The following is a 23227-nucleotide window of genomic DNA, read 5'->3' as shown; positions in this document are numbered from 1 at the left end:
CGCCGGGGTTTACTGGTGGCATGGCCAAAACCGTTGCAGACCAGCTCATCGCCCAGCTCATCGACGCGGGTGTCCATCGCATCTACGGCATCGTGGGTGACAGCCTCAACCCCGTCGTCGACGCCGTGCGTCGATCAGGAGGCGCAGCGCGGGGTGGCATCGACTGGATCCACGTGCGCAACGAGGAGGCCGCGGCGTTCGCCGCCGGGGCCGAGGCGCAACTCACGGGCCGGCTGGCCGTGTGCGCGGGCAGCTGCGGCCCCGGCAACCTGCACCTCGTCAACGGACTGTTCGACGCGCACCGGTCCGGCGCCCCCGTGCTGGCCATCGCGAGCCACATCCCGAGCGTCGAGATCGGCAGCTCCTACTTTCAGGAGACACACCCCGACCGGCTCTTCGTCGAGTGCTCGAACTACTGCGAGCTCATCTCCTCTGCCGCGCAGGCCCCCCGCGTCGTGAACTCGGCCATCCGCCACGCCACCGGGCTCGGCGGCGTCGCCGTCGTCTCGCTGCCCGGCGATGTGGCCGAATTGGATGCCGTGGGCTCGGCCCCGGCATTCGTTCTGCCCCGGGCCGCCGCGATCGTGCCCGACGCCGCCGACATCGCACGCCTCGCCGACGCGATCAACGAGGCGAAGACGGTGGCCGTCTTCGCGGGAGCGGGCGTGGAGGGATCGCATGACGAGGTCGTGGCCTTCGCCGATCTGGTCGCGGCCCCGGTGGGCCACACGGTGCGCGGCAAGCAGTGGATCCAGTACGACAACCCCTTCGACGTCGGCATGACGGGCCTTCTCGGATACGGCGCCGCGCACGCCGGAATCCACGACGCCGAGCTGCTGATCCTTCTCGGTACCGACTTTCCCTACGAGCAGTTCTTGCCCGACGGGTCGAAGGTCGTCATCGCCCAGGTCGACGCCGACGCGTCGCACCTCGGCCGCAGGGCCAGCGTGACGCACGCGATCCACGGCGACGTCGCATCGACCCTGGCCGCACTCACCCCGCTCGTCCGTGGCGAGCGCAGCAGAAGCTTTCTCGAGAAGACCCTGAAACGCCACCATAAACTGCTCGATTCGGTCGTGGGAAAGTACACCGACGTCGACACGACGATTCCGATCCATCCGGAATACGCCGCGACCGTGCTCGACGAATTGATCGCCGACGACGCGATCGTGACCGCCGACACCGGCATGGGAAATGTCTGGCAGGCGCGCTACATCACCCCCAACGGTCGGCGGCGGCTGATCGGCTCGTACCTGCACGGTTCGATGGCGAACGCGGTGCCGCAGGCCATCGGCGCCCAGTCGGCGTATCCCGGCAGGCAGGTCGTCACGATCTCGGGCGACGGTGGCCTGTCGATGCTGCTCGGAGAGTTGATCACCATCGCCGCCTATTCCCTGCCCGTCAAGGTGGTCGTGTTCAACAACTCGACACTGGGGCTCGTCAAGCTCGAGATGTTCGTCGACGGCTACCCCGACTTCGGGGTGGATGTGCCCGGCGTCGACTATGCGGCCGTCGCGTCGGCGCTGGGCCTCTTCGCGCGTCGCGTCGACGATCCGAAAGACCTGCAGGGCGCGCTCCGCGAGGCCTTCGCCCACGACGGACCCGCGCTGGTCGACATCGCAACGGATCCGCTCGCGCTGTCGCTGCCGCCCACGATCACGGCGAAGCAGGTCACCTCATTCGGGCTGGCCATGTCGAAGCTCGTGCTGAACGGCGGAGCGGGCGAGGCCGTGCGGCTGGCGCGCACGAACATCCGACACGTTCCCGGTCTGTGAGCGTCATAGCTGTGCGCGCCGTAGCTGTGCGCATTGAAGCTGTACGCGTTGTAGCTGTACGCGCCATGACGCTGAGCACCATACAATTAGTGCCCTATTGATTCGTGCCCACCGCACGAGCGGGAGGAACGAGCATGAGCCACGACGTCGACGTCCTCGCGCTCGAGAACCAGGTGTGCTTCGCTCTCGCGGTCGCCTCTCGAAGTGTGATCGCGCTGTACCGCCCAGTGCTCGATCCGCTCGGATTGACCCATCCGCAATACCTCGTGATGTTGGCGCTGTGGCAGCAGGAGCCACGGTCGGTGAAAGACCTCGGGGCCGCCCTGCAGCTCGAACCCGCCACCCTGTCGCCCCTGCTCAAGCGGCTCGAGGCATCCGGTCTCGTCGATCGGCGACGCAGTGCCGCCGATGAGAGGCGACTCGACGTGACGCTGACAGATGCCGGTCGAAACCTGCGATCGACGGCCGAGAGCATCCCCCAGACCATGATCGAGCAGTTGGGCATGCCGATCCCTGAACTGCAGGCCCTTCAGTCGGCGCTCACCGCGATCATCGCGGCAGCCACGCGAACCAGCGAACTGACCGGTGAGGCCTCAGACGAGTGAGGCCTCGCGCACGCTCAGTCGAGCTACGAGTTCGGCGAGCTGCCCCGCGGGAGCGCCCGGGTCTTCCGGGTGGAACTGCACTCCCGTGATGGCGGCGTCGACGTGCTCGACCGCCTCGACGACACCGTCGGGCGCCCAACCCACTGCGACCAGCCCGTCGCCCAGGCGACCGACCGCCTGGTGGTGCGCGCTCTGCACGACGAGTTCTGAGACGCCCAGCTCTCGGGCGAGCCTGCTCGATTCGCCGAGCGCGACGGTGTGCGCTGCCATGATGTCGCGAATCGGAGCCCCGAGGTTCTTATGGATGGTCTCGGTTCCCAGGTCTTGAACGATGCCACCGCCGAGGGCGACGTTGATGATCTGAAGACCACGGCAGACGCCCAGCAGGGGCGTTCCCCGGCGGATCGCCCGGTGCACGAGTGAGATCTGGCCTTCGTCGGCGGTCTCGAAGTGCTGGCTCTCGAACGGGTAGTCGTCTGCGCCATCGTAGAAGCGCGGGGAGATGTCTTCGCCGCCCATGAGCATGATGGCGTCACTCGAATCGGTCAGGGCGAGGAGGGATGCCGTACCGACGTCGGCCGCGGCGACCCGGTTCACGATCCAACCGGCATCTTCGGCGGCCCTGACCGCTCGCGAATTGAGCACCTCGACGTAGGCGTGATACTCGACATCGCGCGGGCGATACCGGGTCACCTCGACGACGCTGAGTCTCTTCGCGGTGCGGGTGGCCATGCGTCCATCATGCTGATTCCACCGCGTCCTCCCCAGTGCGGCCGTAACGAGACGACACAAACGGGTCATAGGCCTGACGCAGGCCCCTGTTCTAGACTGCCAGCGATGTCTAGAACCGATCGACGACGCTATTTCCCGCTCCGATCCGGCCTCGTCGCCGGAGTCGGACTCGTTCTCGCCCTGCTCGCCGTGCAGGCTCCCCAAGCCGCGTTGGCGACAGAGCCCGTGAACCTGGGCGGCGCTTACGTCGTCGATCGCGTGGGAGTGATCGGCAACCGCGCCGCGGAGGTTCAAGATGCCCTCGACGAGCTGTCGCAGAGCGAGGGCACGAACCTGTTCGTCGTCTACGTCGACAGCTTCACCGGCGTCGCCGACAGGGAGGCATGGGCCGACGACACCGCGGTCAAGAACGGCCTCGGCGTGAACGACGTTCTGCTGGCCGTCGCCACCGACGATCGCCTCTACCAGGTTTCCGTCGACCCCGATTTCGCTCTCACCGACGCGCAGTTGACCGAGCTGGAGACCACCGCGATCCAGCCGTCGCTGCGCCAGAACGACTGGGCGGGTGCGGCGATCAACGCCGCGACGGCACTGCAGGAGCTTCTCCGGGGCGATCCAGTGTCCGATCCCGTCATCACTCCGGGCGAGGCGGCGAGCACCACCGGCACTGGCTCGACGATACTCACCTGGGCGCTCGGAGGCACGGTCGTCGCCGTCGGCGGCGTCGTCGGTGCCGTCTATGTGCGCAAGCGGTCGAAGTCCAGAACCGCCGACGCGCAGGCGGGCGCGAGCGGCCCGAGCCAGGTCGATCTCGACCGGGAGGTCGGCAGGCTCCTCGTTCAGCTCGACGACGCGATCTCGAGCAGCGAACAAGAATTGGGGTTCGCCATCGCCCAGTTCGGCGACGACGCGACCGCGGCTTTCGCCCAGGCTCTGGAGAGTGCGAAACAGAAGGTGCGCCAGAGTTTCGCCCTCAAGCAGAACCTCGACGACCATACTCCCGACAGTCCCGAAGACCGGCGATCGTGGTCGCTCAAGATCATCGAGCTGTGCACCAGCGCCGACGCCGAACTCGACGCGCAGGCCGACGCGTTCGCGGCGCTGCGCGAACTCGAGAAGAATCCGCAGCCCGCACTCGACGCCATAGCGTCGGGCGCGGCCGCAGTTCGGCAGCATATTGCTGCAGCAGTCGAGCAGCTGGCCGGCCTCGGAGAACGCTACGCCCCTGAAGCGCTCGCGACCATCTCCGACAATCCGGCGCAGGCAGAGAAGCTGCTCGCCTACGCCGACGCGACCGCCGCGGCCGTGCCCGGTCTCATCGGCGGCGGTCGGGCGAGCGAGGCCGCCCTGAGCATCCAGCGCGCACAGGCGGCCGTGGCCCAGGCCGGCGTGCTTGTGGCCGCGATCGACACACTGGCCGCATCGCTCGCGAGCGCTGCGACCGCGCTCGTGTCGGCGATCACCGAGGCCTCGAGCGACAGCTCCGAGGCGCGCACGGTGCTCGCCACATCGCAGGGCGCCTCCCGCGGGGCCGAGCTCACCCCCCTCATCTCGACCCTCGACGCCGCGGTTGCTCGGGCTCAGTCATCCGGTTCAGCAGACCCGGTCACCGCCCTCCACGCGCTGCAGAGCGCGAACGCCCCGCTCGATGCGGCACTCGCGGGAGTACGCCAGCAGGCCGAACGTGCTGCGCGCACGCACGAGCAGTTGTCGCGAACGCTCACCGCCGCATCCAGCACCATCACCGCTGTGAAGCAATACGTGGTGACGCGGCGAGGCGCGGTCAGCCTCGACGCCCGCACCCGCATCGCCGAGGCCGAACGACTTCTGGGCGAGGCGAACGGCGTGCAGGCGAGCGATCCGGAGCGGGCCTTGGCGCTCGCCAGCCAAGCCAACCAGTTCGCCCAGTCCGCCGACCAGGCAGCCCGCACCGACGTGAGCGCATACAACGACTACTCGGGCCAGGGCGGAGGCTCGGGAATCGACGGTTCGGCCGTGCTGGGAGGGCTCCTCGGCGGACTGCTCTCCGGCGGCGGTTCGTCGCGAGGCTCCTACTCGGGCGGAATGTTCGGCGGCTCGTCGAGTTGGGGCGGCGGCGGACGTTCGTCGGGGTCGTCACGGTCGTCGGGCTCGTCACGGTCGTCGGGATCAGGACGCAGCTCGTCATCAGGGCGTTCAGGCGGTCGTCGCGGCGGCGGCGGACGCTTCTAAATTCAATTCACGACGCACAATCCACGGTTCCAACCCAAGGAGTATGACAATGGCAAAGCAGTCAATCATCGGTCGCATCACCCAGCTCGCGAAGGCGAACATCAATGCGCTCATCGACCAGGCCGAAGATCCCCAGTTGATGCTCGACCAGCTCGTGCGCGACTACAGCGACAACATCGCCGATGCCGAGAGCGCCATCGCCCAGACCATCGGCAATCTGCGGATGCTCGAGGACGACCACCGCGAAGACGTTCAGACCGCCGACGACTGGGGTCGCAAGGCGTTGGCCGCCAGCCAGAAGGGCGACGAACTCCGCGCGGCCGGAAACACCGTCGACGCCGACAAGTTCGATGCCCTCGCCAAGGTCGCCCTGACGCGCCAACTGCAGAGCGAGAAGGAGGCGACCGACGCGGAGCCGTCGATCGCATCGCAGACCGAAGTGGTCGAAAAGCTGAAGTCGGGCCTCAACTCCATGAAAGAGAAGCTCGGCCAGCTCACGCGCAAGCGCGACGAGCTGGCCGCGCGCGCCAAGACCGTCGAAGCGCAGAGCACGGTTCAAGACGCGCTCAAGAGCGTCGACGTTCTCGACCCCACGAGCGAGCTGGGGCGTTTCGAAGACAAGATCCGCCGCGAGGAGGCCAAGGTACGCGGCCAGGAGGAGTTGACGGCCTCGAGCCTCGACTCGCAGTTCGAGAGCCTCGACGACCTCGGCGAACTCACCGAAGTCGACGCCCGCCTGGCGCAGCTGAAGGCGAAGAACCAAGCGCCCCGGCCGATCGACGCCCCGGTCGAATAGCATTCGGTCACGCGCGCCGAAGACCGTGGAAGACTGAGCGAGTGCCAGCTACATTCGTGATCGTGCCCCAGTGGCAGGGCTCCGGCTCGTCGCGGGCCATGCGCCTCGTCGACGGGGCGACGGCCATCCAGGGGGACCTGCCCGCCGCCGCCACGCGAATCGTCGATGTGCCGGCCGGCGCGGGCGAGTCGCAGGGCACCGGGGTTCTGCGCTACACGGCGATCCAGTCGGTGCTCGCGAGCCAACGGCGTGTGCTCGCGGGCACCTCCGCCCCGGTGATCACGATCGGCGGCGATTGCGCCGTCGAACTCGGAGCGATCCCGCACGCGCTCGCGAACTCCGGCGACTCGAGAACCGCGGTCGTGTGGTTCGACGCGCACGGCGACCTCAACTCGCCCGAGACTTCCTCCTCTCACGCATTTCACGGAATGGTTCTGCGCACTCTGCTCGGCGACGGGCCGGAGCCCCTCGTTCCCTCCACGCCGTTGTCGACGCAGCACCTGGTGCTCGCCGGCACGCGCTCGCTCGACGATGAGGAGGCTGCCTACATCGACGCCTCCGGCATCGCGATGGTGACGGCCACCGAACTGCAGGAGCCCCAGGCGCTGATCGCCGCGATCGCGGGCACGGGAGCGAGTTCGGTCTACATCCATGTCGACCTCGACGTGCTCGACCCCGCCGAGATCGACGGCGTGGGGTATCCCGAGCCGTTCGGCCCGTCGGTGCAGCACCTCGTGCAGGCCATTGCGGCTGTCCGCGCGGTCTTTCCGCTCGTCGGCGGGGGCATCACGGAGTTCGCCCCGTCGACGCCGGAATCCGCCTCGAACGACCTGCCCAGCATTCTTCGCATCATCTCGGCGCTCACCCGTCCCGTCGTTTCACCAGAGGAGCGCGCCTTATGACCGAAGCCGATCGGACCGATCATGTTCGCGTCGTCACCGAGCGCCGCGGGCACGTGCTTCTCATGAGGCTCGACAGGCCCGAGAAGCGCAATGCGGCTGACTTCTCGATGCTGCAGCAGCTCTCCACGGCCTACGGCGAACTCGATTCCGACCCAGACCTCCGCGTCGGCCTCGTTCACGCGGCGGGCGATCATTTCACCGCCGGCCTCGACCTGGCCGACATCGGCCCGCGCATCACGGAGACCGGAATCGACTACGTCGACGACGAGGGCATCAACCCGTGGCAGGTCTCGGGCCGCAGCCTCAGCAAGCCGGTCGTGATGGCCGTGCAGGGCATCTGCCTGACTCTCGGAATAGAGCTGATGCTCGCCAGTGACATCGTCGTCGCCGCCAATTCGACGCGGTTCGGTCAGCTCGAGGTGAGTCGGGGCATCCTGCCGTTCGGCGGAGCCACGCTTCGTTTTCCTCGCGCCGTCGGCTGGGGCAACGCCATGCGCTGGATTCTGACGGGCGACATGTTCGACGCGGCCGAGGCCCTGCGCATCGGCCTCGTGCAAGAAGTGGTGCCCAACGGCATCCAGTTCGATCGGGCGCTCGAGCTCGCCGAGCGCGTCGCAGCGCAGGCGCCGCTCGCCGTACAGGCGGCGCTGGCCAACGCCCGCATCGCCGTGCGTTCGGGCGATGCTGCGGCCGAGGCCGAACTCCAACCCGCCCTGGTGCGTCTCGCTGCGAGCGACGACGCCCGCATCGGCCTCGAGGCCTTCGCCACCCGCACGACGGCCCGATTCACGGGCCACTGACGCTAGGACATCATCATGACAACGACCGAATACGACCTCATCGTCATCGGGGCAGGCGCCATCGGCGAGAACGTCGCCGACCGGGCCGTTCGAGGCGGATTGCGCACGGCGCTCGTCGAGAGCGAACTCGTCGGCGGCGAGTGCAGCTACTGGGCGTGCATGCCGTCGAAGGCCCTGCTGCGAAGCGCATCCGTGCTGCGCGCCGCACGCGCCGTCGACGGCGCGAAACAGGCCGTCACGGGCGACATCGACGTGGCCGCCGTGCTCGAACGCCGCAACTCGTTCACCAGCGACTGGAAAGACGACGGCCAGGCCGAATGGGTCGCCGGAGCGGGAATCGATCTGATTCGCGGCTACGCCCGGTTCGTCGGCCCGAAAGAGATCGAGGTGACCGGCGCCGACGGGCAGACGACGCGATACTCCGCCGTGCATGCGATCACCGTGTCGACAGGATCGGCAGCTCTCCTGCCCGACATCCCCGGGCTGAAGGAAGCCCGGCCCTGGACGAGCAGGGAGGCCACGAGCGCCCAGACGATCCCACCCCGCCTCGCGATCATCGGGGGCGGCGTCGTCGCTGTCGAGATGGCCACCGCCTACGCGGGCCTCGGATCAGTGGTCACGCTCGTCTCCCGGGGCGGCATCCTCGACACGATGGAGCCGTTCGCCGGTGAGCTCGTGAGCACGTCGCTGACGAGCCTCGGAGTCACCCTTCGCCTGCACACGTCGCCCGCCGCCGTCGAGCGCCTCCCCGGCGGCGACGTGCTCGTGCGCCTCGACGATGGATCGACCGTCGTGGCCGATGAACTGCTCGTGGCCACGGGCCGCGTTCCCCGCACCGACAATCTCGGACTCGAGACCATCGGGCTCATCCCGGGCGACTGGCTCACGGTCGACGACACACTGCGGGTCGTCACCGACGACGGCGAGCCGTTCGACGGGGGCTGGCTCTATGCCACGGGCGACGTCAATCACCGTGCGCTGCTCACCCACCAGGGCAAGTACCAGGCGCGCGCCGCGGGCGACGTCATCGCCGCACGCGCCGCGGGTCGAGAGATCTTCGACGGGCCGTGGGGCGCACATGTCGCCACCGCAGATCACCAGGCCGTTCCGCAGGTCACGTTCACCGACCCGGAGGTCGCCTCGATCGGGCTCACGGCCGCCGCCGCAGAGAAGGCCGGATACCGAACCCGCGTCGTTGACTACGAGATCGGAAACGTTGCGGGAGCGAGCGTGCGCGCCGACGGCTACACGGGCACCGCACGCATGGTCGTCGACGAAGACCGCAGTGTCATTCTGGGCCTCACGTTCGTCGGCCCCGACGTGAGCGAACTGCTGCACGCGGCCACGATCGCGGTCACGGCCGAGGTTTCGATCGAGCGCCTCTGGCACGCCGTGCCGGCCTACCCGACCGTCAACGAGGTCTGGCTCCGCCTCCTCGAGACCTACGGTCGGCCCGTCGGCGCGTGAGTCCGGTCACCGTCCCCGACACGGCCGCGACCAGGGCCCTGAAGTCCGTGTTGCTCGCTCCCCCGTTGGCCCGCGCCGGCTACCTGTATGCCACCGCGATCGCGCTCGCCTGGGGCTTCACCCTCAGCACCGGAAAAGTGCGTCGGGTAGACGGCCTCTTCGTTTTTCGAGGCCTGCCGAAGTGGGCGTTCTCGCGCGGCGGATCGTGCGTCGGCGGCGTATACCTCACCGACACCAACGCCAAGCCGGCGGTGCTCGAGCATGAGGCCGTGCACCGGCAGCAGTGGAAGAAGTACGGCCTCGTCTTTCCCGCGCTGTACCTGCTCGCGGGCAAAAACGCCCTGACCAACCGATTCGAGATCGAGGCCGGGCTCGAGAAGGGCAACTACAGGTGACAGCCGACGGTCGCCCCCTCGACGGCGCGACCGCCGTCTTCACCGGGGCGAGTTCGGGAATCGGTCGTGCCGCAGCGGAGGAGCTCGGACGCCGCGGGGCCCGGGTCGCCGTCGTCGGTCGCAATGCCGACCGTACGCGCGCCGTGGCCGCATCCATCGAGAACGCCGACGCATTCGTCGCCGATTTCGCGTCGCTCTCTGACGTGCGCCGCGTGGCTGATGAGCTTCTCGACCGGTTCGAACGCATCGATGTGCTCGCGAACAACGCCGGCGGACTCGTATCGCACCGCGAGCAGACGGTCGACGGCCACGAGTCGACCTTTCAGGTGAACCATCTCGCGCCGTTCCTGCTGACCACGCTCCTGTTGCCGAGATTCCGCAAGACGGCCGCGGCGGGGCACTCCGTGACGGTCGTCTCTACCGCCAGCGTGGCCGCCCGCTGGGGACGGCTCAGGCTCAACGACCTCGACAGCCGCGGGCGCCCGTGGTTGGGCGGATGGCAGGCGTACGGCTCGGCCAAGACCGCGGTGATCCTCACCACACGAGAGCTGGCTCGCCGAACCGAGGGCAGCGGCATCACCGCATACGCGTTCCATCCGGGCTTCGTCACGACCTCTTTCGGCGCCGGGTCCTGGATGCTCCGGCTCGGCAACGCGCTCGGCTTCGGCGGACTCGGAATTACTCCCGAAGCCGGTGCCGCGCCGCTGGTCGAGCTGGCCTCGGCGGCCGAACCATCGGCTCCGAGCGGAACGTACTTCGACGGACTCGTTCCCCACGGCAGAACGAGCAGGGCCGCCCGCGACGATTCCGTCGCCACACGCCTCTGGGGGGTGTCGGAGTCGCTCATCCAGCCGTGGCTTTCCCGCACCTGACGCGGGGAGTGAGGAAACGTTTCCATGCAGCCGCTACGATTGCAAAAATGCCCCGCATCACCTCCAGACTTTTTCGTTTCCCCTCGCCCCCAGAACCCACAAGGACTCCTGTGACTTCTGCCCCTGTTCCGGTGCTCACTCCGCCCGACGCGCGCGAGCGGCTACTGTCGCTGAGGGCCGTGCTCTTCGACCTCGACGGCGTTCTCACTCCGACGGCCGATGTGCACATGGCGGCCTGGGCTCGCCTCTTCTCGACTTACCTGGCCTCGCAGAGCATCGCCGAGCCCTACACCGACGCCGACTACTTCGCCTACATCGACGGCAAGCCCCGCTACGACGGGGTTCGATCGTTTTTGGCATCGCGATCGATCATCCTGCCCGAGGGAACACCCGACGACGCCCCCGAACTCGAGACCGTCTGCGGCCTCGGCAATCGCAAGAACTCGGTGTTCACCGAGACTCTCGCAACCGACGGCGTCGCACCCTACGCCGGCTCCCTGCGGTTCCTCGACGCCGTCACAGACGCGGGCATCCTCGTGGCCGTCGTGTCGAGTTCGCGGAACGCCGAACCCGTGCTCCGCGCGGCAGGCATCCGGGATCGCTTCGACGTGGTTATCGACGGCCTCGTCGCGGCCGATCGAGGTCTTGTCGGCAAGCCATCCCCCGCCACCTACGCCTATTCAGCGGAATGCCTCGGACTCACGCCGCAGCAGTGCGTCGTCGTCGAGGACGCGCACTCCGGCGTGCAGGCCGGACGCGACGGCGACTTCGGTCTCGTCGTCGGGGTCAATCGGGGTGCCGGCACCGCAGAACTTCTCGCCAGCGGAGCCGAGATCGTCGTCGACGACCTCGACGAGCTGCTTCCTCTGAACGTCCATTTGTCATCGACTCTCACGCACGGGGAATCCGCATGAACCTGGTCTCCCGCGATCCGCTCGATCGCAACCGCTTTCCCCTCGACGAATGGGCGCTCGTCGAAACCGACTTCAGTTCGAAAGACATGGGCCGCACCGAGACGCTCTTCGCGATCGGAAACGGATACCTCGGCCTCCGAGGCAACGTCGACGAAGGGCGAGACGGCCACGAGCACGGCACCTACATCAACGGGTTCCACGAGACCTGGCCCATCAGGCACGCAGAGGAGGCCTTCGGCTTCGCCCGCGTCGGCCAGACCATCGTGAACGCTCCCGACGCGAAGATCATCCGGCTCTACGTCGACGACGAGCCGCTCGTGCTCACCGAGGCCGACCTGCCGATGTACGAGCGCAGGCTCGATTTGCGGGACGGCATCCTGCGTCGCTCGCTGGAGTGGCGCACGCCCTCGGGCAAACGGGTGCTCATCAACTCGCGCCGCATGGTGTCGTTCACCGATCGGCACCTGGCCTTCATGGACTACGAGGTCACTCTGCTCGACGCCGACGCGTCGGTGGTCATCTCGAGCCAGATCCTCAACCGGCAGGACGGCATCGACGAATACCACGCGCCGGCAGCCTCATCGAAGGACTTCGACCCCCGCAAGGCGGAGGCATTCACCGACCGTGTGCTGCAGCCGCGCTACCAGCGTGATCAAGACGGCCGCTACGTGCTCGGCTACCGCTGCACGAACTCGGGCATGACAATCGCCTGCGGAGCAGATCACACGATTCAGACCGAGAACGAGTTCGAGGAGTCGTCGCAGATCGGCGACGACCTCGCCAAACACGTTTACCGCATCCGCGCCAAACAGGGCCAGACCATCCGCATCACGAAGACGGTCAGCTACCACACGTCATCGGGCGTGCCCACCCGCGAACTGGCCGACCGCTGCGACCGCACGCTCGACCGCGCCCGCGACGAGGGCATGGAGTCGTTCGTCGAGCGTCAACGCGACTGGCTCGGAGACTTCTGGGCCCGCACCGACGTCGTGCTCACGGGGCAGCCCGTCGTGCAGCAGGCCACGAGGTGGAACCTGTTCCAGCTGGCGCAGGCATCCATGCGCGCAGACGGCCAGGGCGTATCGGCCAAGGGCGTCAGCGGGTCGGGCTACGGCGGCCACTATTTCTGGGACACCGAGGTCTATGTCCTCCCCTTCCTCACCTACACGTCGCCCATCGCCGCGCGCAACGCACTGCGCTTCCGGCACGCGATGCTCGACCACGCCCGCATGCGCGCCACCGAGCTCAACCAGCTCGGCGCCCTTTTTCCGTGGCGCACCATCAACGGCCTCGAATCGTCGGCGTACTACGCCGCCGGCACCGCGCAGTACCACATCGACGCCGACATCTCGCATGCTCTCACGCAGTATGTCTCAGCTACGGGCGATGAGGATTTTCTCGCCCGTGAGGCCATCGACATTCTGGTCGAGACCGCGCGCATGTGGGCCGACCTCGGATTCTGGCGAGCCAACGGCGGAGACATCTTCCACATCCACGGCGTCACCGGCCCCGACGAGTACACGACGGTGGTCAACGACAACCTCTACACGAACGTCATGGCCCGGTCGAATCTGCGCTCCGCCGCCGCGGCGGTCACGCGCATCCGTGAGGAGAACCCCCAGGCGTACGACCGCATGGCGGCGAGGGTCTCGTTCGACGAGGCCGAGATCGACGCGTGGTCGCGAGCCGCCGAGGCAATGCACATCCCTTTCGACGACAACCTGCGCATCCACCCCCAAGACGCCCAGTTCCTCGAGAAGGAGCGCTGGGACCTCTCGCACACGCCGCCTGAGAAGCGTCCCCTGCTCCTGCATTTCCATCCCCTCGTGATCTACCGCTTCCAGGTGCTGAAGCAGGCAGACGTGGTTCTGGCACTGCTGCTGCAGGGCGACCAGTTCACGGCTGCCGAGAAGCGCGCAGACTTCGACTACTACGACCCGATCACGACCGGCGATTCGACCCTCTCGGCCGTGGTGCAGTCGATCATCGCCGCAGAAGTCGGCTATTCGTCCCTCGCCCTCAGGTACTTCACGTCGGGGCTGTTCGTCGACTTGGCCGACCTGCACAACAACACCGCCGACGGGGTGCACGTCGCATCCACGGGGGGCGTGTGGAGCGCGCTGGTGTACGGATTCGGAGGCTTCCGCGACCACGGCGGGCGAATCACGATCGATCCGCGCCTGCCCGAAGAGTGGCAGGGTCTCACCTATCGCATCACCCTGCGCAACACCCGTGTGAAGATCGACGTGCGACAGGGCGACATCGAGCTGACCGTCGAAGAGGGAGATCGGGCAACCATCGTCGTGCGCGGCGAGAGCGTGACGGTGCAGGCCGGAGAGCCCGTTCTCATCGGGCTCGACCACCACGGGCCCCGGTTGCCGGGCGCCCCCCGGGCCGCAGACGTCGAAGGCAATCTCCGTGCAGACGGAAGCGTCATCACCTCCTCCCTTCCGACCATCTCGCTCGACGCGAGTGAGGCGGGCCTGCTCGAACCGATCGACTGAGTCCGGTCGCGTTGCTCGGCTAACGTGGGAGGCGTGAGTACCGTGACGAAGTCCCTCGAATTCCGCACCTTCCCGGCCGGCCGCGACGGCGACGCTCCGGACGCGTCGACCGCCGGCTGGCTCGAGGCAGACACGCTCGGATTTCTGGGTCGCCGTCCGACGCCGGCCCACGCCGCGGCCCTGGCCGGCTACCTCGTCGAAGACGCACAGGCCCTCACGGGCGTGTACGACACCGCGGCGCCCGCCCACTCGCTGCACGCCGACATCCCGGTCGCCACGTTCGCGTCGTTTGAAAGACCGCTGACGGTCAGCCCCGGTGTGCAGCTTCCCGCTCACCTCATCTCGTCTGTGACGGTTCGGGCCACGCACCGGCGCAGGGGCATCCTGCGCCGAATGATGACCGACGATCTCGCCCGCGCCGCCGACGCGGGCTTCGCCGTGGCCGCGCTCACCGCATCGGAGGCATCGATCTACCGCCGATTCGGGTTCGGCACCGCGACCTGGGTTCACGACCTGGCCGTCGACACCGACTCGCGTTTCGCGCTCATGACCCTCCCACAGGGGCAGTGCTCGGTCATCGATGTACACGACATACCCGGTTTGGCTCCCGCCCTCTTCGATGCCTTCCACGCGAAGCAGCCGGGCTCGATCGGTCGACACGCTCAGTATGGCGACCGCATCTCCGGACGGATCACCGAAGAGGGTGACGAAGACAGGGGCCGCCGTGCGGCCGTGCACTACTCCGACGCCGGCGTTCTCGACGGCTACGTGACCTACCGCTTCGCCGGGTGGCACTCCCAGCCCCACACGATCGAGGTCACCGACTTCGTGGCGACCGAGCCGAACGCCTCCCTCGCGCTGTGGCAGTACCTGGCCTCGATCGACCTGACCACCCGCGTCACCTATTCGTCGGGCCCGCCCGACGACGCGTTGCGCTGGGCGCTCGTCGACCCGCGGGTCGTCAGCGTGAAGAACGTCGACGATCGCATCTGGCTGCGTATCCTCGACCCGATCGTCGCCTTCGCCGCGCGCGCGTACAGCCACGACGGCAGCGTCTCATTCCGCGTCGACGATCCCCTCGGATTCGCGGCGGGCTCGTTCAGGCTCACAACCGAGGCCGGCGCCGGTCGACTCGAGCGCATCGCCGACGCGCACGTAGACCTCGAGATGGATGCCTGGGTGCTCGGCGCCCTCTATCTCGGGGGCGCAGATGCGCGCACTGCTTCGGCGGCCGGAGCGCTCCGGGAGTTCACCCCGTCGTCTGCGGCCACACTGCAGCGACTTCTCGCCTCTGCCGCGCCGGTCTACGCCAACACGCAGTTCTAGCGGCCGGCCTCGCGCGAAGAGTTCGCTGCGGGAGTGAAATCAGCGCGCGAGGGTTTCGCGACTCGAGCCGAGTCTGTCTTCGAGGTTCGAACGAAGGTCGTCGCTGCGAGCAGCCTCGCCGCCCAGCCAGACGCACAACTCGGCTCCGTCGACGACGACGTCGCCGGTGGTCATCTCGCTGACCCAGGCACGAACAGCCTGATCGAGTATCTGTCCGGGAGCTCCGGCACGCACGTCGCGAGCCAGCCAGCTCACCGTCATGCGCTCGGGGGTCTCGAGCGGCGTGATGTCGAGCGCGGTCGCGACCTCGATGAAGACCTGTCCCCGGGCCGTATCGGGAAGGGTCTCGATCAGTTCGCGGATGGCGGGAACAATCGTCGAATCGCCTGCCAGCAGTATGCGCCCGGCGGTCGTGGGTACGGCTCCCGCCTCGGTCATCAGAACTCTCATCGAACTTAGTATAGGCATACCTAACCTCGAGTGGACTACCGCATCAATTCCACGCGAGCGGATGCCGGTCCTCCCAGCGCAGGCGTCGCTCCAGCTGTCGCCCGATCGACAGCAGAACTCCCTCGCCACCCGGACGACCGATGAGCTGCATTCCGATGGGAAGGCCACCCGCACTCGTGCCGATCGGCAGCGTGATGGCCGGGAGTCCCGCGACATTCACGAACGAGGTGAACGGCGAGTACTGCACCTGCTGGGCGAAGTTGCGTTGTGCATCGACCGCGTCGTACCAGCCGATGGGCCGAGGGAGCAGGGCGAGCGTCGGGGTGAGAACGGCGTCGAAGCCCGAGAATCCCGCGATGACACCGCGCTCGAAACGCGACAACTCCGCCAGGGCGTCGGCGAGCTGCACAGCCGACAGGCCGCGGCCGCGGTCGCGCAGCCAGCGGGTCAGGGGCTCGATGTCGCCGCCGACATCCGGATGCGCCCGGCCCCCGGGGCCGAGCCGGATCTGCGCGGCCGCCGCCTGCCAGACCGCGCTGAACGCGCCGACGTATGCGGGCGCCGGTTCGAGGCCGACCTCCTCGATGCCGTGCCCCAGCGCGGAAAGCGCCTCGACCGTATCCGCCAGCACCGACATGATCTCGGGGTCGACGACGATCTCGTGCGACGACGACCACGGCGAGTCGACGCACACTCCGATCTGAAAGCGTCCCTCCCCGCGGATCGCGTAGCCGAGGAAATCGCCGTCGTCTTCGCTCGGCGCACGCAGGGCGAAATGGTCGTCGACGGCCGAACCCCGGCGCCCGATCATGCCGTCGAGCAGAAATGCCGCATCCGCGACACTGCGTGCAATCGGCCCTGCCACCGAGAGCCCGCCGAGCGCGTCGATGCCCGACAGGGCCGGCACGCGTCCCCGCGACGGCTTGAGGCCCACGAGCCCGCAGGCCGCGGCCGGGATGCGGATCGATCCCCCGCCATCCGAACCCGGTGCGAACGGCAGCAGGCCCGCCGAGACCGCGACCGCTGCTCCGCCGCTCGATCCGCCGGGGCCCAGATCGGTGTTCCACGGGTTGCGGGCGGGCGGTGCGACGACCGTCTCGGTGTGGCTCGTCATCCCGAACTCCGGCGTCGCGGTCTTGCCGAGGCTGACGGCGCCCGCCTCGTCGAGTACGCGAGGAAGCTCGTCGGTGCTCTCGGGTATGAAGTCGGCGAACGCGCGCGAGCCGAACGTCGTGCGCACTCCCTCACGTCGCCACAGGTCCTTGTCGGCGAACGGCAACCCCCAGAGTCTCGTCGACCGGGGCACGCACTCTTCGACGTGCCGCGCACGCTTCAGCGCGCGTTCGGCGGTGACGGTGAAGAACGCCCCGAGTTCGCCGTTGCGGGCCTCGATGCGGTCGAGATAGTGACGGGTCAGTTCGACAACCCCGAGCTCTCTCCGCTGCACAAGCCGGTACTGATCGAGGGCAGAGAGCTCGTGCGGGGATGTCATGATTTCGAGCCTAGTTCTAGGCTGAGACCCGTGACCTCGACGAGCACCGGAACCCTCCCCGACGACGACAGGCCCGAGCCTCCCGGCCGCGGCGACGAACGATCGACGCTCGACGCGTTCCTCGACCTGCAACGCGCCACCGTGATCTACAAGGCCACGGGTCTCAGCGATTCGGATGCCGCCCGCCGGCTCCTGCCCTCGCTCACCACGGTCTCGGGGCTGATCCGCCACCTGGCCGACGTGGAGCGGTCCTGGTTCCGCGAGGTCATGCATGGCGAGCAGAACATCGCATACCGTTGGACGGACGAGGACCCCGACGGCGAGTTCCGCGTCACCGAAGCGGACTCGCTCGACGACATCATCGCCGATTACGAGGCGGCCATCGCCGAATCACGCGCCGTGCAGCAGAGGTACTCGCTCGACGACCTCTGCCACGGCCGCGAAGCTCGCTTCACCCTGCGGTGGATTACAGCGCACCTTGTCGAGGAGACGGCACGCCACATCGGTCACATCGACATCCTGCGCGAGATGCTCGACGGCGCGACGGGCGAATAGCGCCCGCCCCGGGACGTCGCCTACTTCAGCGACTTCTGCAGCATCACCGTTCCGAGCCAGCGATTGAACTTGAACCCGACCCTGCCGAGCCGGCCCACCTCTGTGAACCCGAAGCTCTCGTGCATCTTCAACGATGCCTCGGCACCCTGGTCGGCGATCACGGCGAGAACCTCTTTGATGCCCACGGCCTTGGCGCGTGTCAGCAGTTCGGCCATGAGCGCCTTGCCGAGCCCCTTGCCCGTCGCGGCCGGCCCAAGGTAGATCGAGTTCTCGACGGTGCGCCGATAGGCCGCCTTCTCTTTCCACGGGGCCACATAGGCGAAGCCGAGCACGGTGCCACCGGGTGAGACCGCCACGAGGAACGGGAACCCGAGTTTGGCCACCCAGGCGAACTTGGAGCGCCAGGCCTTCAGCGACATCGGATCTTCGTCGAAGGTGACAGTACTGTTCGCGACGTAGTGGTTGTAGATCTCCCGGATGTCGGGAAGGTCTCGGGTCGTGGCGTCGCGGATGACGTATTCGAATGTCGGCGGAGGCGGCGACTTCGGGCGCAACTCGGGCGGCAGTCTGCGCCGCGGCTGGTACTCCTCTTCAAGCATTGTGCAAGCCTATTGCGGCCGGGGCACGAGCGACCAGTCGACAGGCTGCGCGCCCTGCGCTTCGAGCAGGGCGTTCGCCCGGCTGAACGGCCGCGACCCGAAGAATCCCCTGCTGGCCGACAGGGGGCTCGGATGCGCTGACTCGATCGTGGGCGTGGTGCCGAGCAGCGGCCTGACGGCGGCCGCGTCCCGGCCCCAGAGAATGGAAACCAGCGGGGTGCCCCGCGAGGCGAGCGTGCGTACCGCGAGGTCGGTCACCCGCTCCCATCCCACGCGCCGGTGCGAGCCGGCGGCGCCCGGCCTCACGGTGAGGACGCGGTTGAGGAGCATGACGCCGGAGTGCGACCACGCGGAGAGGTCGCCGTGCTCCGGTGTCGGAACCCCGATGTCGTCGCGCAATTCTCGGTAGATGTTCTGAAGGCTGCGGGGAAGAGGACGCACGTGGACGTCGGTGGCGAAGGAGAGACCGATGGGGTGCCCGAGCGTGGGATAGGGATCCTGGCCGAGGATGAGCACGCGCACATCGGCGAGCGGCAGCCGGAAAGCGCGGAGCACCTGGGCTGCAGCGGGCTGGAACCCGCGCCCCGCCGCGTCCTCCTCAGCGAGGAACCGCCGGAGATCGTCGATCGTTGCGGCTTCGGGCTGGAGCGCGTCGGCCCAGGCGGGATCGATCTGGTGCCTGCCTGAGAAGAGATCGGCCGGGTCGGACATAAGGTTCAGCCACCGGCCAGGTGGATGGACATCAGACGCTGACCGGCGGGTGCGCCGACCAGGGGAAGACGATCCACCTGTCGGTCTTTCGCCAGAAGAAGTCGGGTTCGATCACGGATCGCGGCTTCGAGTACAGCGTCGCCGTCTTGACGATGACACCGACGTTCTCGAGCAGGCCGACGACGAGGGCCAGTGTGCGACCCGAATCGGCCACGTCGTCGACCAGCAGGATGTTTTTGCCGATGAGAGCCGTGTTGTCGAGCATCGGCGGCAGCAGGATCGGCTCGGGAAGCGTGGTCTCGACGTCTGAGTAGAACTCCACATTGAGGCTGCCGCAGCTCTTCGTGCCGAGCGCATAGGCGAGGGCTCCGGCGGGGAGGAGGCCTCCGCGAGCGATGGCGATCACGAAATCGGGAACGAATCCGCTCTGCAGAACGTCGCGCGCGAGCTCCCGCGAGGCGTCGCCGAATTCGAGCCATCCCAGCACTTCGCGTTCGGGCTCGGCCTCCGTGAGTTCACCGGCACGTGTCGTCTCGTCGTGTCGAATCATGCGTCAACGGTACCGGCTTTCCTGCCCCGAGCGGGGCGCGTACCACCCGTTCATGACGGTGGAGCCGCGGCCAGCTGGTGACGGGCCTTTGCTGGTCTTCGGCGTTGTGCTCTTCGCCGACGACGTGATTGTGGACGACTGGCTCGCGAAGATCGGTCCGGCCTCGGATCAGGCCCGGTGATCCTGAGGCCTGGTCTCGAGCGCCCCGCGGTGCACCTTGTACGCCGCGGATTGCGCGACCGGCTTGACGACCACGAGGTCGAGCGACACATGTGGTGGCTGCTCCACCATCGAGACGATCACGCGGGCGACGTCGTCGGCGACCAGGGGGTCGGGAACATCGGCGTACACACTCTCGGCCCGTTCCTTGTCACCCCCGAACCGGTTCAGCGAGAACTCCTCGGTGTAGACCATGCCCGGCGCGACCTCGAGCACACGGATGGGCTCTCCGCTCACCTCGAGTCGCAGCACCTCGAGCATCGCGTGCACGGCGAACTTCGACGCGTTGTACCCGCCGCCGCCCTCGTACGCGATGTGCCCCGCGATCGAGCTCACGGTCACGATGTCAGCGACACCGCCGTCGCGGGTCGACTCCCGCAGAAGCGGAAGAAGCGCCGTGATCACTCTCTTGACCGCCAGCACGTTGACCTCGTACATCCACGACCAGTCGTCGACACCGCCGTTCTCGATGGAGTCGAGCCCGCGCGCACCTCCCGCGTTGTTGACCAGGGTGCTGACACCGCCGGTCTCGGCGAGGTACGCGGCGAGGGCGTTCACATCGTTCTGAACGGTGAGGTCGGCGACGAAGTATCGGGCGCCGGTCCGGTTCGCGAGCGCTTCGAGACGATCCCGGCGGCGGGCGACGCCGACGACATCCCAGCCGTCGGCGCGCAAGGCGGTCACAGTGGCCTCCCCGATGCCCGAACTGGCTCCCGTGACGACTGCGCGACGAATCATTGAATGCATCTCCCGACCCCGGTGAAAACGTAGGTCTCAACGCTAGTCCTTTCCCGAGCGCAGTCCCGACCGAAGGCGCTTCGGCCGAATTCGACGCGGAGCTAGGCTGGGCGCCGTGACAACTCCGCCGCGGTCCCGCCCTCCAGGCAGCGCTGCCCCCGACACTGTGTCGAAAGAGCGGCTGCCCCTCTGGGACAACGCCCGCTACCTGGCGATCACCCTCGTGGTCGTCGGTCACGCGATTCTGCGGCTCATCTCGGCTTCCGACACGTCGTACAGCGTCTACCTCGTCATCTACGCGTTCCACGTTCCCGTGTTCGTGCTGGTGAGCGGTTACTTCGCCAAGGCGAGCCCTCCTGGCGCGAAGCAGCTCAAGCGCCTGGTGAGGGACCTCGTACTGCCCTACCTGATCTTCGAGACCATCTGGACCCTGGTGCGCTGGGCGGTGGTCGGCACGCTCAACCTCGACCTGGCACAGCCGTCGTGGACCCTGTGGTTCATCCTGTCTCTGATCGCGTGGCGCGTGGGCCTGCCGTACCTCGCCCAACTGCGCTATCCGCTTCTCACCAGCGTCATCGTCTCGGTGTGGGCCGGCTACTTCGGAGCGATCACGTCGGAGTTCGCCGTGTCGCGCACCCTCGGCCTGCTGCCGTTCTTCGTACTCGGGTGGCGACTGCGGGGCAGCGACCTCACCCGACGATGGCTGTCGTGGTCTCCGGCGACGGTGACATGGTGGCGCGCCGGCGCAGTCGCCGCGTTCGCGGCCGTCGCCGTCGTGGCCTTTCTGGGGATCGACTTCTGGCGCGAGATCGGCATCCGAGGGTTCCTCTTGTTCGACGAGCCTTATCCGGCGATGGGGTACGACGACTGGTGGGCCGGGGGTATCCGCCTCGCCGTAATCGCCGTCGCCGTCATCCTGTCGTTCGCTTTTCTCGTTCTCGTTCCCCGTCGGCGCACCGTCTTCACCGACCTGGGGCAGGCGACGCTCTACATCTATCTGCTGCACACCTTCGTCCTCTACCCGTTCCGGGAGTCGGGCATCCTCGAGAGCGACCCTCAGCTCTGGTACCTGCCGGCGATGATCCTGTTCGCGATCGTCGTCACGTTTCTTCTGGCATCGCGGCCGATTCGACAGGTGTTCCGGCCCCTGGTCGAGCCCAACCCGCGGTGGCTGTTACGCCGTGTGTCCCCGGGCGTTGACGCTCGTGCGCCCGGTTCCTAGGCTCGCCTGAGAGCGACCAGCTCTCGCACTCGCCCCAAGGAAGCAGGATTCATGAGCGACAACGACGCCGACTGGAAATTCGAGACCAAGCAGATCCACTCGGGCGCGGCTCCCGACCCGGTGACCAATGCCCGCGCCACACCCATCTACCAGACGACCTCCTACGTCTTCAACAACTCCGACCACGCGAAGAACCTGTTCGCGCTGGCCGAATTCGGCAACATCTACACGCGCATCCAGAACCCCACGCAGAACGTCGTAGAGGAGCGGGTCGCAGCCCTCGAAGGCGGAACGGCGGCGCTGCTGGTCGCCTCGGGCCAGGCCGCCGAGACCTTCGCCGTGCTGAACATCGCCGAGGCGGGCGACCACATCGTGTCGAGCGCCTCGATCTACGGCGGAACCTACAACCTGTTCAAGTACACGCTCGCGAAACTCGGCATCGAGACCACCTTCGTCGAGAACCAAGACGACGCCGACGAGTGGCGCCGAGCCGTGCGCCCGAACACGAAGCTCTTCTTCGCGGAGACCATCGGAAACCCGAAGATCAACATCCTCGACATCCGCCTCGTCGCCGACGTCGCGCACGAATCCGGTGTGCCGCTCATCGTCGACAACACGATCGCGACGCCCTATCTGATTCGCCCGTTCGAGCACGGCGCCGACATCATCGTGCACTCCGCCACCAAGTTCCTCGGCGGCCACGGCACCGTCATCGGCGGGGTGATCGTCGACGGCGGCACGTTCGCGTGGAGCGAGAACTCGGAGCGCTTCCCGGGCCTCACCTCCCCCGATCCCTCGTACCACGGAGTCAACTATTCCGAGGCGCTCGGCAACGGCATCGCCTACATCATCAAGGCGCGCGTGCAGCTGCTGCGCGACCTCGGCTCGTCGATTGCACCCGCGAGCGCGTGGCAGCTCATCCAGGGCATCGAGACCCTCAGCCTGCGCATCGAGCGCCACGTGCAGAACGCGCAAGACGTCGCCGAGTGGCTCGACGCCCACGACGACATCGCCACCGTGTACTACGCCGGGCTGCCGACGAGCCCGTGGTATGCCGCGGCCAACACGTACGCCCCGAAGGGCGTCGGCGCCGTGCTGTCGTTCGAGCTCAAGGGCGGCGTGGATGCGGGGCGCGCGTTGGTCGACAACCTCACGCTGTTCAGCCACCTCGCCAACATCGGCGACGTGCGCAGTCTCGTCATCCACCCGGCGTCGACGACGCACTCGCAACTGACCCCCGAGCAGCAGCTCACCTCGGGTGTCACGCCGGGACTCGTTCGCCTGTCGGTGGGTCTCGAGAACATCGATGACATCAAGGCCGACCTTCAGGCCGGCCTCACAGCCGCACGCGAGGTGGCGCGCGCCAACGCCGCGGTCTAGTCCACCGCAGCG

The 23227-nt window shown here is 67.6% G+C and carries 23 protein-coding genes; 16 read left to right on the top strand and 7 right to left on the bottom strand.

Going from position 1 to position 23227, the window contains the following annotated elements:
• The first annotated feature begins 20 nt into the window (after positions 1-20).
• Positions 21-1775, top strand: coding sequence for a pyruvate dehydrogenase (locus ACE5CZ_RS02335; protein WP_374945752.1), 1755 nt, complete (start codon positions 21-23; stop codon positions 1773-1775).
• Positions 1776-1909: 134 nt separating this feature from the next.
• Positions 1910-2380 carry a MarR family winged helix-turn-helix transcriptional regulator gene (locus tag ACE5CZ_RS02330; RefSeq protein WP_374945751.1) on the top strand — a complete coding sequence of 157 codons (471 nt, stop codon included), beginning with the start codon at positions 1910-1912 and terminating at the stop codon, positions 2378-2380.
• Here ACE5CZ_RS02330 and ACE5CZ_RS02325 read toward each other — a convergent pair.
• Positions 2369-3112, bottom strand: a complete 744-nt coding sequence (locus ACE5CZ_RS02325; RefSeq protein WP_374945750.1) for a gamma-glutamyl-gamma-aminobutyrate hydrolase family protein — start codon at positions 3110-3112, stop codon at positions 2369-2371. The two genes, ACE5CZ_RS02330 and ACE5CZ_RS02325, sit on opposite strands and share 12 nt — an antisense overlap.
• Positions 3113-3217: 105 nt before the next feature.
• On the opposite strand from ACE5CZ_RS02325, the gene ACE5CZ_RS02320 reads away from it, so the two are divergent.
• The 10 genes from ACE5CZ_RS02320 to ACE5CZ_RS02275 all read left to right on the top strand — a co-directional run bounded on the left by ACE5CZ_RS02320 (position 3218) and on the right by ACE5CZ_RS02275 (position 15299).
• Positions 3218-5323, top strand: a complete 2106-nt coding sequence (locus ACE5CZ_RS02320) for a TPM domain-containing protein (RefSeq protein ID WP_374945749.1) — start codon at positions 3218-3220, stop codon at positions 5321-5323.
• A 49-nt stretch (positions 5324-5372) separates the two neighbouring features.
• Positions 5373-6119, top strand: coding sequence for a PspA/IM30 family protein (locus tag ACE5CZ_RS02315; RefSeq protein WP_374945748.1), 747 nt, complete (start codon positions 5373-5375; stop codon positions 6117-6119).
• A gap of 41 nt (positions 6120-6160) precedes the next feature.
• Positions 6161-7021: an arginase family protein gene (locus tag ACE5CZ_RS02310; protein WP_374945747.1), complete on the top strand. Its 861-nt coding sequence runs from the start codon at positions 6161-6163 to the stop codon at positions 7019-7021.
• On the top strand, positions 7018-7821 hold the full coding sequence (locus tag ACE5CZ_RS02305; RefSeq protein ID WP_374945746.1) for a crotonase/enoyl-CoA hydratase family protein: 804 nt from the start codon (positions 7018-7020) through the stop codon (positions 7819-7821). The genes ACE5CZ_RS02310 and ACE5CZ_RS02305 overlap by 4 nt, the downstream gene beginning before the upstream one ends.
• Before the next feature lie 15 nt (positions 7822-7836).
• Positions 7837-9288 carry a dihydrolipoyl dehydrogenase family protein gene (locus ACE5CZ_RS02300; protein ID WP_374945745.1) on the top strand — a complete coding sequence of 484 codons (1452 nt, stop codon included), beginning with the start codon at positions 7837-7839 and terminating at the stop codon, positions 9286-9288.
• Entirely contained in the window at positions 9285-9683 is a 399-nt protein-coding gene (locus ACE5CZ_RS02295) for a Fe-S oxidoreductase (RefSeq protein ID WP_374945744.1), read from the top strand. Before ACE5CZ_RS02300 ends, ACE5CZ_RS02295 begins: the two co-directional genes overlap by 4 nt.
• Positions 9680-10555: an SDR family NAD(P)-dependent oxidoreductase gene (locus ACE5CZ_RS02290; protein ID WP_374945743.1), complete on the top strand. Its 876-nt coding sequence runs from the start codon at positions 9680-9682 to the stop codon at positions 10553-10555. Before ACE5CZ_RS02295 ends, ACE5CZ_RS02290 begins: the two co-directional genes overlap by 4 nt.
• Positions 10556-10665: 110 nt before the next feature.
• Positions 10666-11469, top strand: a complete 804-nt coding sequence (locus ACE5CZ_RS02285) for an HAD family hydrolase (RefSeq protein ID WP_374945742.1) — start codon at positions 10666-10668, stop codon at positions 11467-11469.
• Positions 11466-13973, top strand: coding sequence for a glycoside hydrolase family 65 protein (locus ACE5CZ_RS02280; protein WP_374945741.1), 2508 nt, complete (start codon positions 11466-11468; stop codon positions 13971-13973). Before ACE5CZ_RS02285 ends, ACE5CZ_RS02280 begins: the two co-directional genes overlap by 4 nt.
• A 42-nt stretch (positions 13974-14015) precedes the next feature.
• The gene (locus ACE5CZ_RS02275) at positions 14016-15299 is read left to right on the top strand and encodes a GNAT family N-acetyltransferase (protein ID WP_374945740.1); all 1284 of its coding nucleotides are present in this window, start codon (positions 14016-14018) and stop codon (positions 15297-15299) included.
• A gap of 39 nt (positions 15300-15338) precedes the next feature.
• On the opposite strand, the gene ACE5CZ_RS02270 is transcribed toward ACE5CZ_RS02275, so the two are convergent.
• Together ACE5CZ_RS02270 and ACE5CZ_RS02265 are read right to left on the bottom strand one after the other, a co-directional pair.
• The gene (locus ACE5CZ_RS02270; RefSeq protein ID WP_374945739.1) at positions 15339-15749 is read right to left on the bottom strand and encodes a siderophore-interacting protein; all 411 of its coding nucleotides are present in this window, start codon (positions 15747-15749) and stop codon (positions 15339-15341) included.
• A gap of 43 nt (positions 15750-15792) precedes the next feature.
• Positions 15793-17241 carry an amidase gene (locus ACE5CZ_RS02265; RefSeq protein WP_374945738.1) on the bottom strand — a complete coding sequence of 483 codons (1449 nt, stop codon included), beginning with the start codon at positions 17239-17241 and terminating at the stop codon, positions 15793-15795.
• A gap of 30 nt (positions 17242-17271) precedes the next feature.
• Between ACE5CZ_RS02265 and ACE5CZ_RS02260 the strand changes: the two genes are divergently transcribed.
• Positions 17272-17796 (top strand): DinB family protein, encoded by a 525-nt coding sequence (locus ACE5CZ_RS02260; RefSeq protein WP_374945737.1) that lies wholly within the window; start codon positions 17272-17274, stop codon positions 17794-17796.
• A 20-nt stretch (positions 17797-17816) separates the two neighbouring features.
• Here the strand turns inward: ACE5CZ_RS02260 and ACE5CZ_RS02255 are convergent, their stop codons facing one another.
• Genes ACE5CZ_RS02255 through ACE5CZ_RS02245 form a run of 3 tightly spaced genes read right to left on the bottom strand, consistent with a single transcriptional unit; the run spans position 17817 to position 19656 of the window.
• The gene (locus tag ACE5CZ_RS02255; protein WP_374945736.1) at positions 17817-18395 is read right to left on the bottom strand and encodes a GNAT family N-acetyltransferase; all 579 of its coding nucleotides are present in this window, start codon (positions 18393-18395) and stop codon (positions 17817-17819) included.
• 9 nt (positions 18396-18404) lie between these two features.
• Positions 18405-19106 (bottom strand): uracil-DNA glycosylase, encoded by a 702-nt coding sequence (locus ACE5CZ_RS02250; RefSeq protein ID WP_374945735.1) that lies wholly within the window; start codon positions 19104-19106, stop codon positions 18405-18407.
• 31 nt (positions 19107-19137) lie between these two features.
• A complete protein-coding gene (locus ACE5CZ_RS02245; protein WP_374945734.1) occupies positions 19138-19656 on the bottom strand; it encodes a phosphoribosyltransferase in 519 nt (172 codons plus the stop codon).
• Between the two features lie 52 nt (positions 19657-19708).
• Here ACE5CZ_RS02245 and ACE5CZ_RS02240 point away from each other — a divergent pair, with 52 nt between their 5' ends.
• On the top strand, positions 19709-19837 hold the full coding sequence (locus tag ACE5CZ_RS02240) for a hypothetical protein (RefSeq protein WP_374945733.1): 129 nt from the start codon (positions 19709-19711) through the stop codon (positions 19835-19837).
• Here ACE5CZ_RS02240 and ACE5CZ_RS02235 read toward each other — a convergent pair.
• Positions 19825-20613 carry an SDR family oxidoreductase gene (locus ACE5CZ_RS02235; protein ID WP_374945732.1) on the bottom strand — a complete coding sequence of 263 codons (789 nt, stop codon included), beginning with the start codon at positions 20611-20613 and terminating at the stop codon, positions 19825-19827. The genes ACE5CZ_RS02240 and ACE5CZ_RS02235 overlap by 13 nt on opposite strands.
• Positions 20614-20728: 115 nt before the next feature.
• Here ACE5CZ_RS02235 and ACE5CZ_RS02230 point away from each other — a divergent pair, with 115 nt between their 5' ends.
• A complete protein-coding gene (locus ACE5CZ_RS02230; RefSeq protein WP_374945731.1) occupies positions 20729-21835 on the top strand; it encodes an acyltransferase family protein in 1107 nt (368 codons plus the stop codon).
• Positions 21836-21886: 51 nt separating this feature from the next.
• Positions 21887-23215, top strand: coding sequence for a bifunctional o-acetylhomoserine/o-acetylserine sulfhydrylase (locus ACE5CZ_RS02225; protein ID WP_374945730.1), 1329 nt, complete (start codon positions 21887-21889; stop codon positions 23213-23215).
• The last annotated feature ends 12 nt before the right edge of the window (positions 23216-23227 follow it).

The sequence above is a fragment of the Agreia sp. genome (genome assembly GCF_964263775.1).
Taxonomy (GTDB): domain Bacteria; phylum Actinomycetota; class Actinomycetes; order Actinomycetales; family Microbacteriaceae; genus Agreia.
The sequence above is the reverse complement of the archived record's forward strand: the minus strand, read 5'-3'. Positions and strand labels throughout refer to the sequence as shown.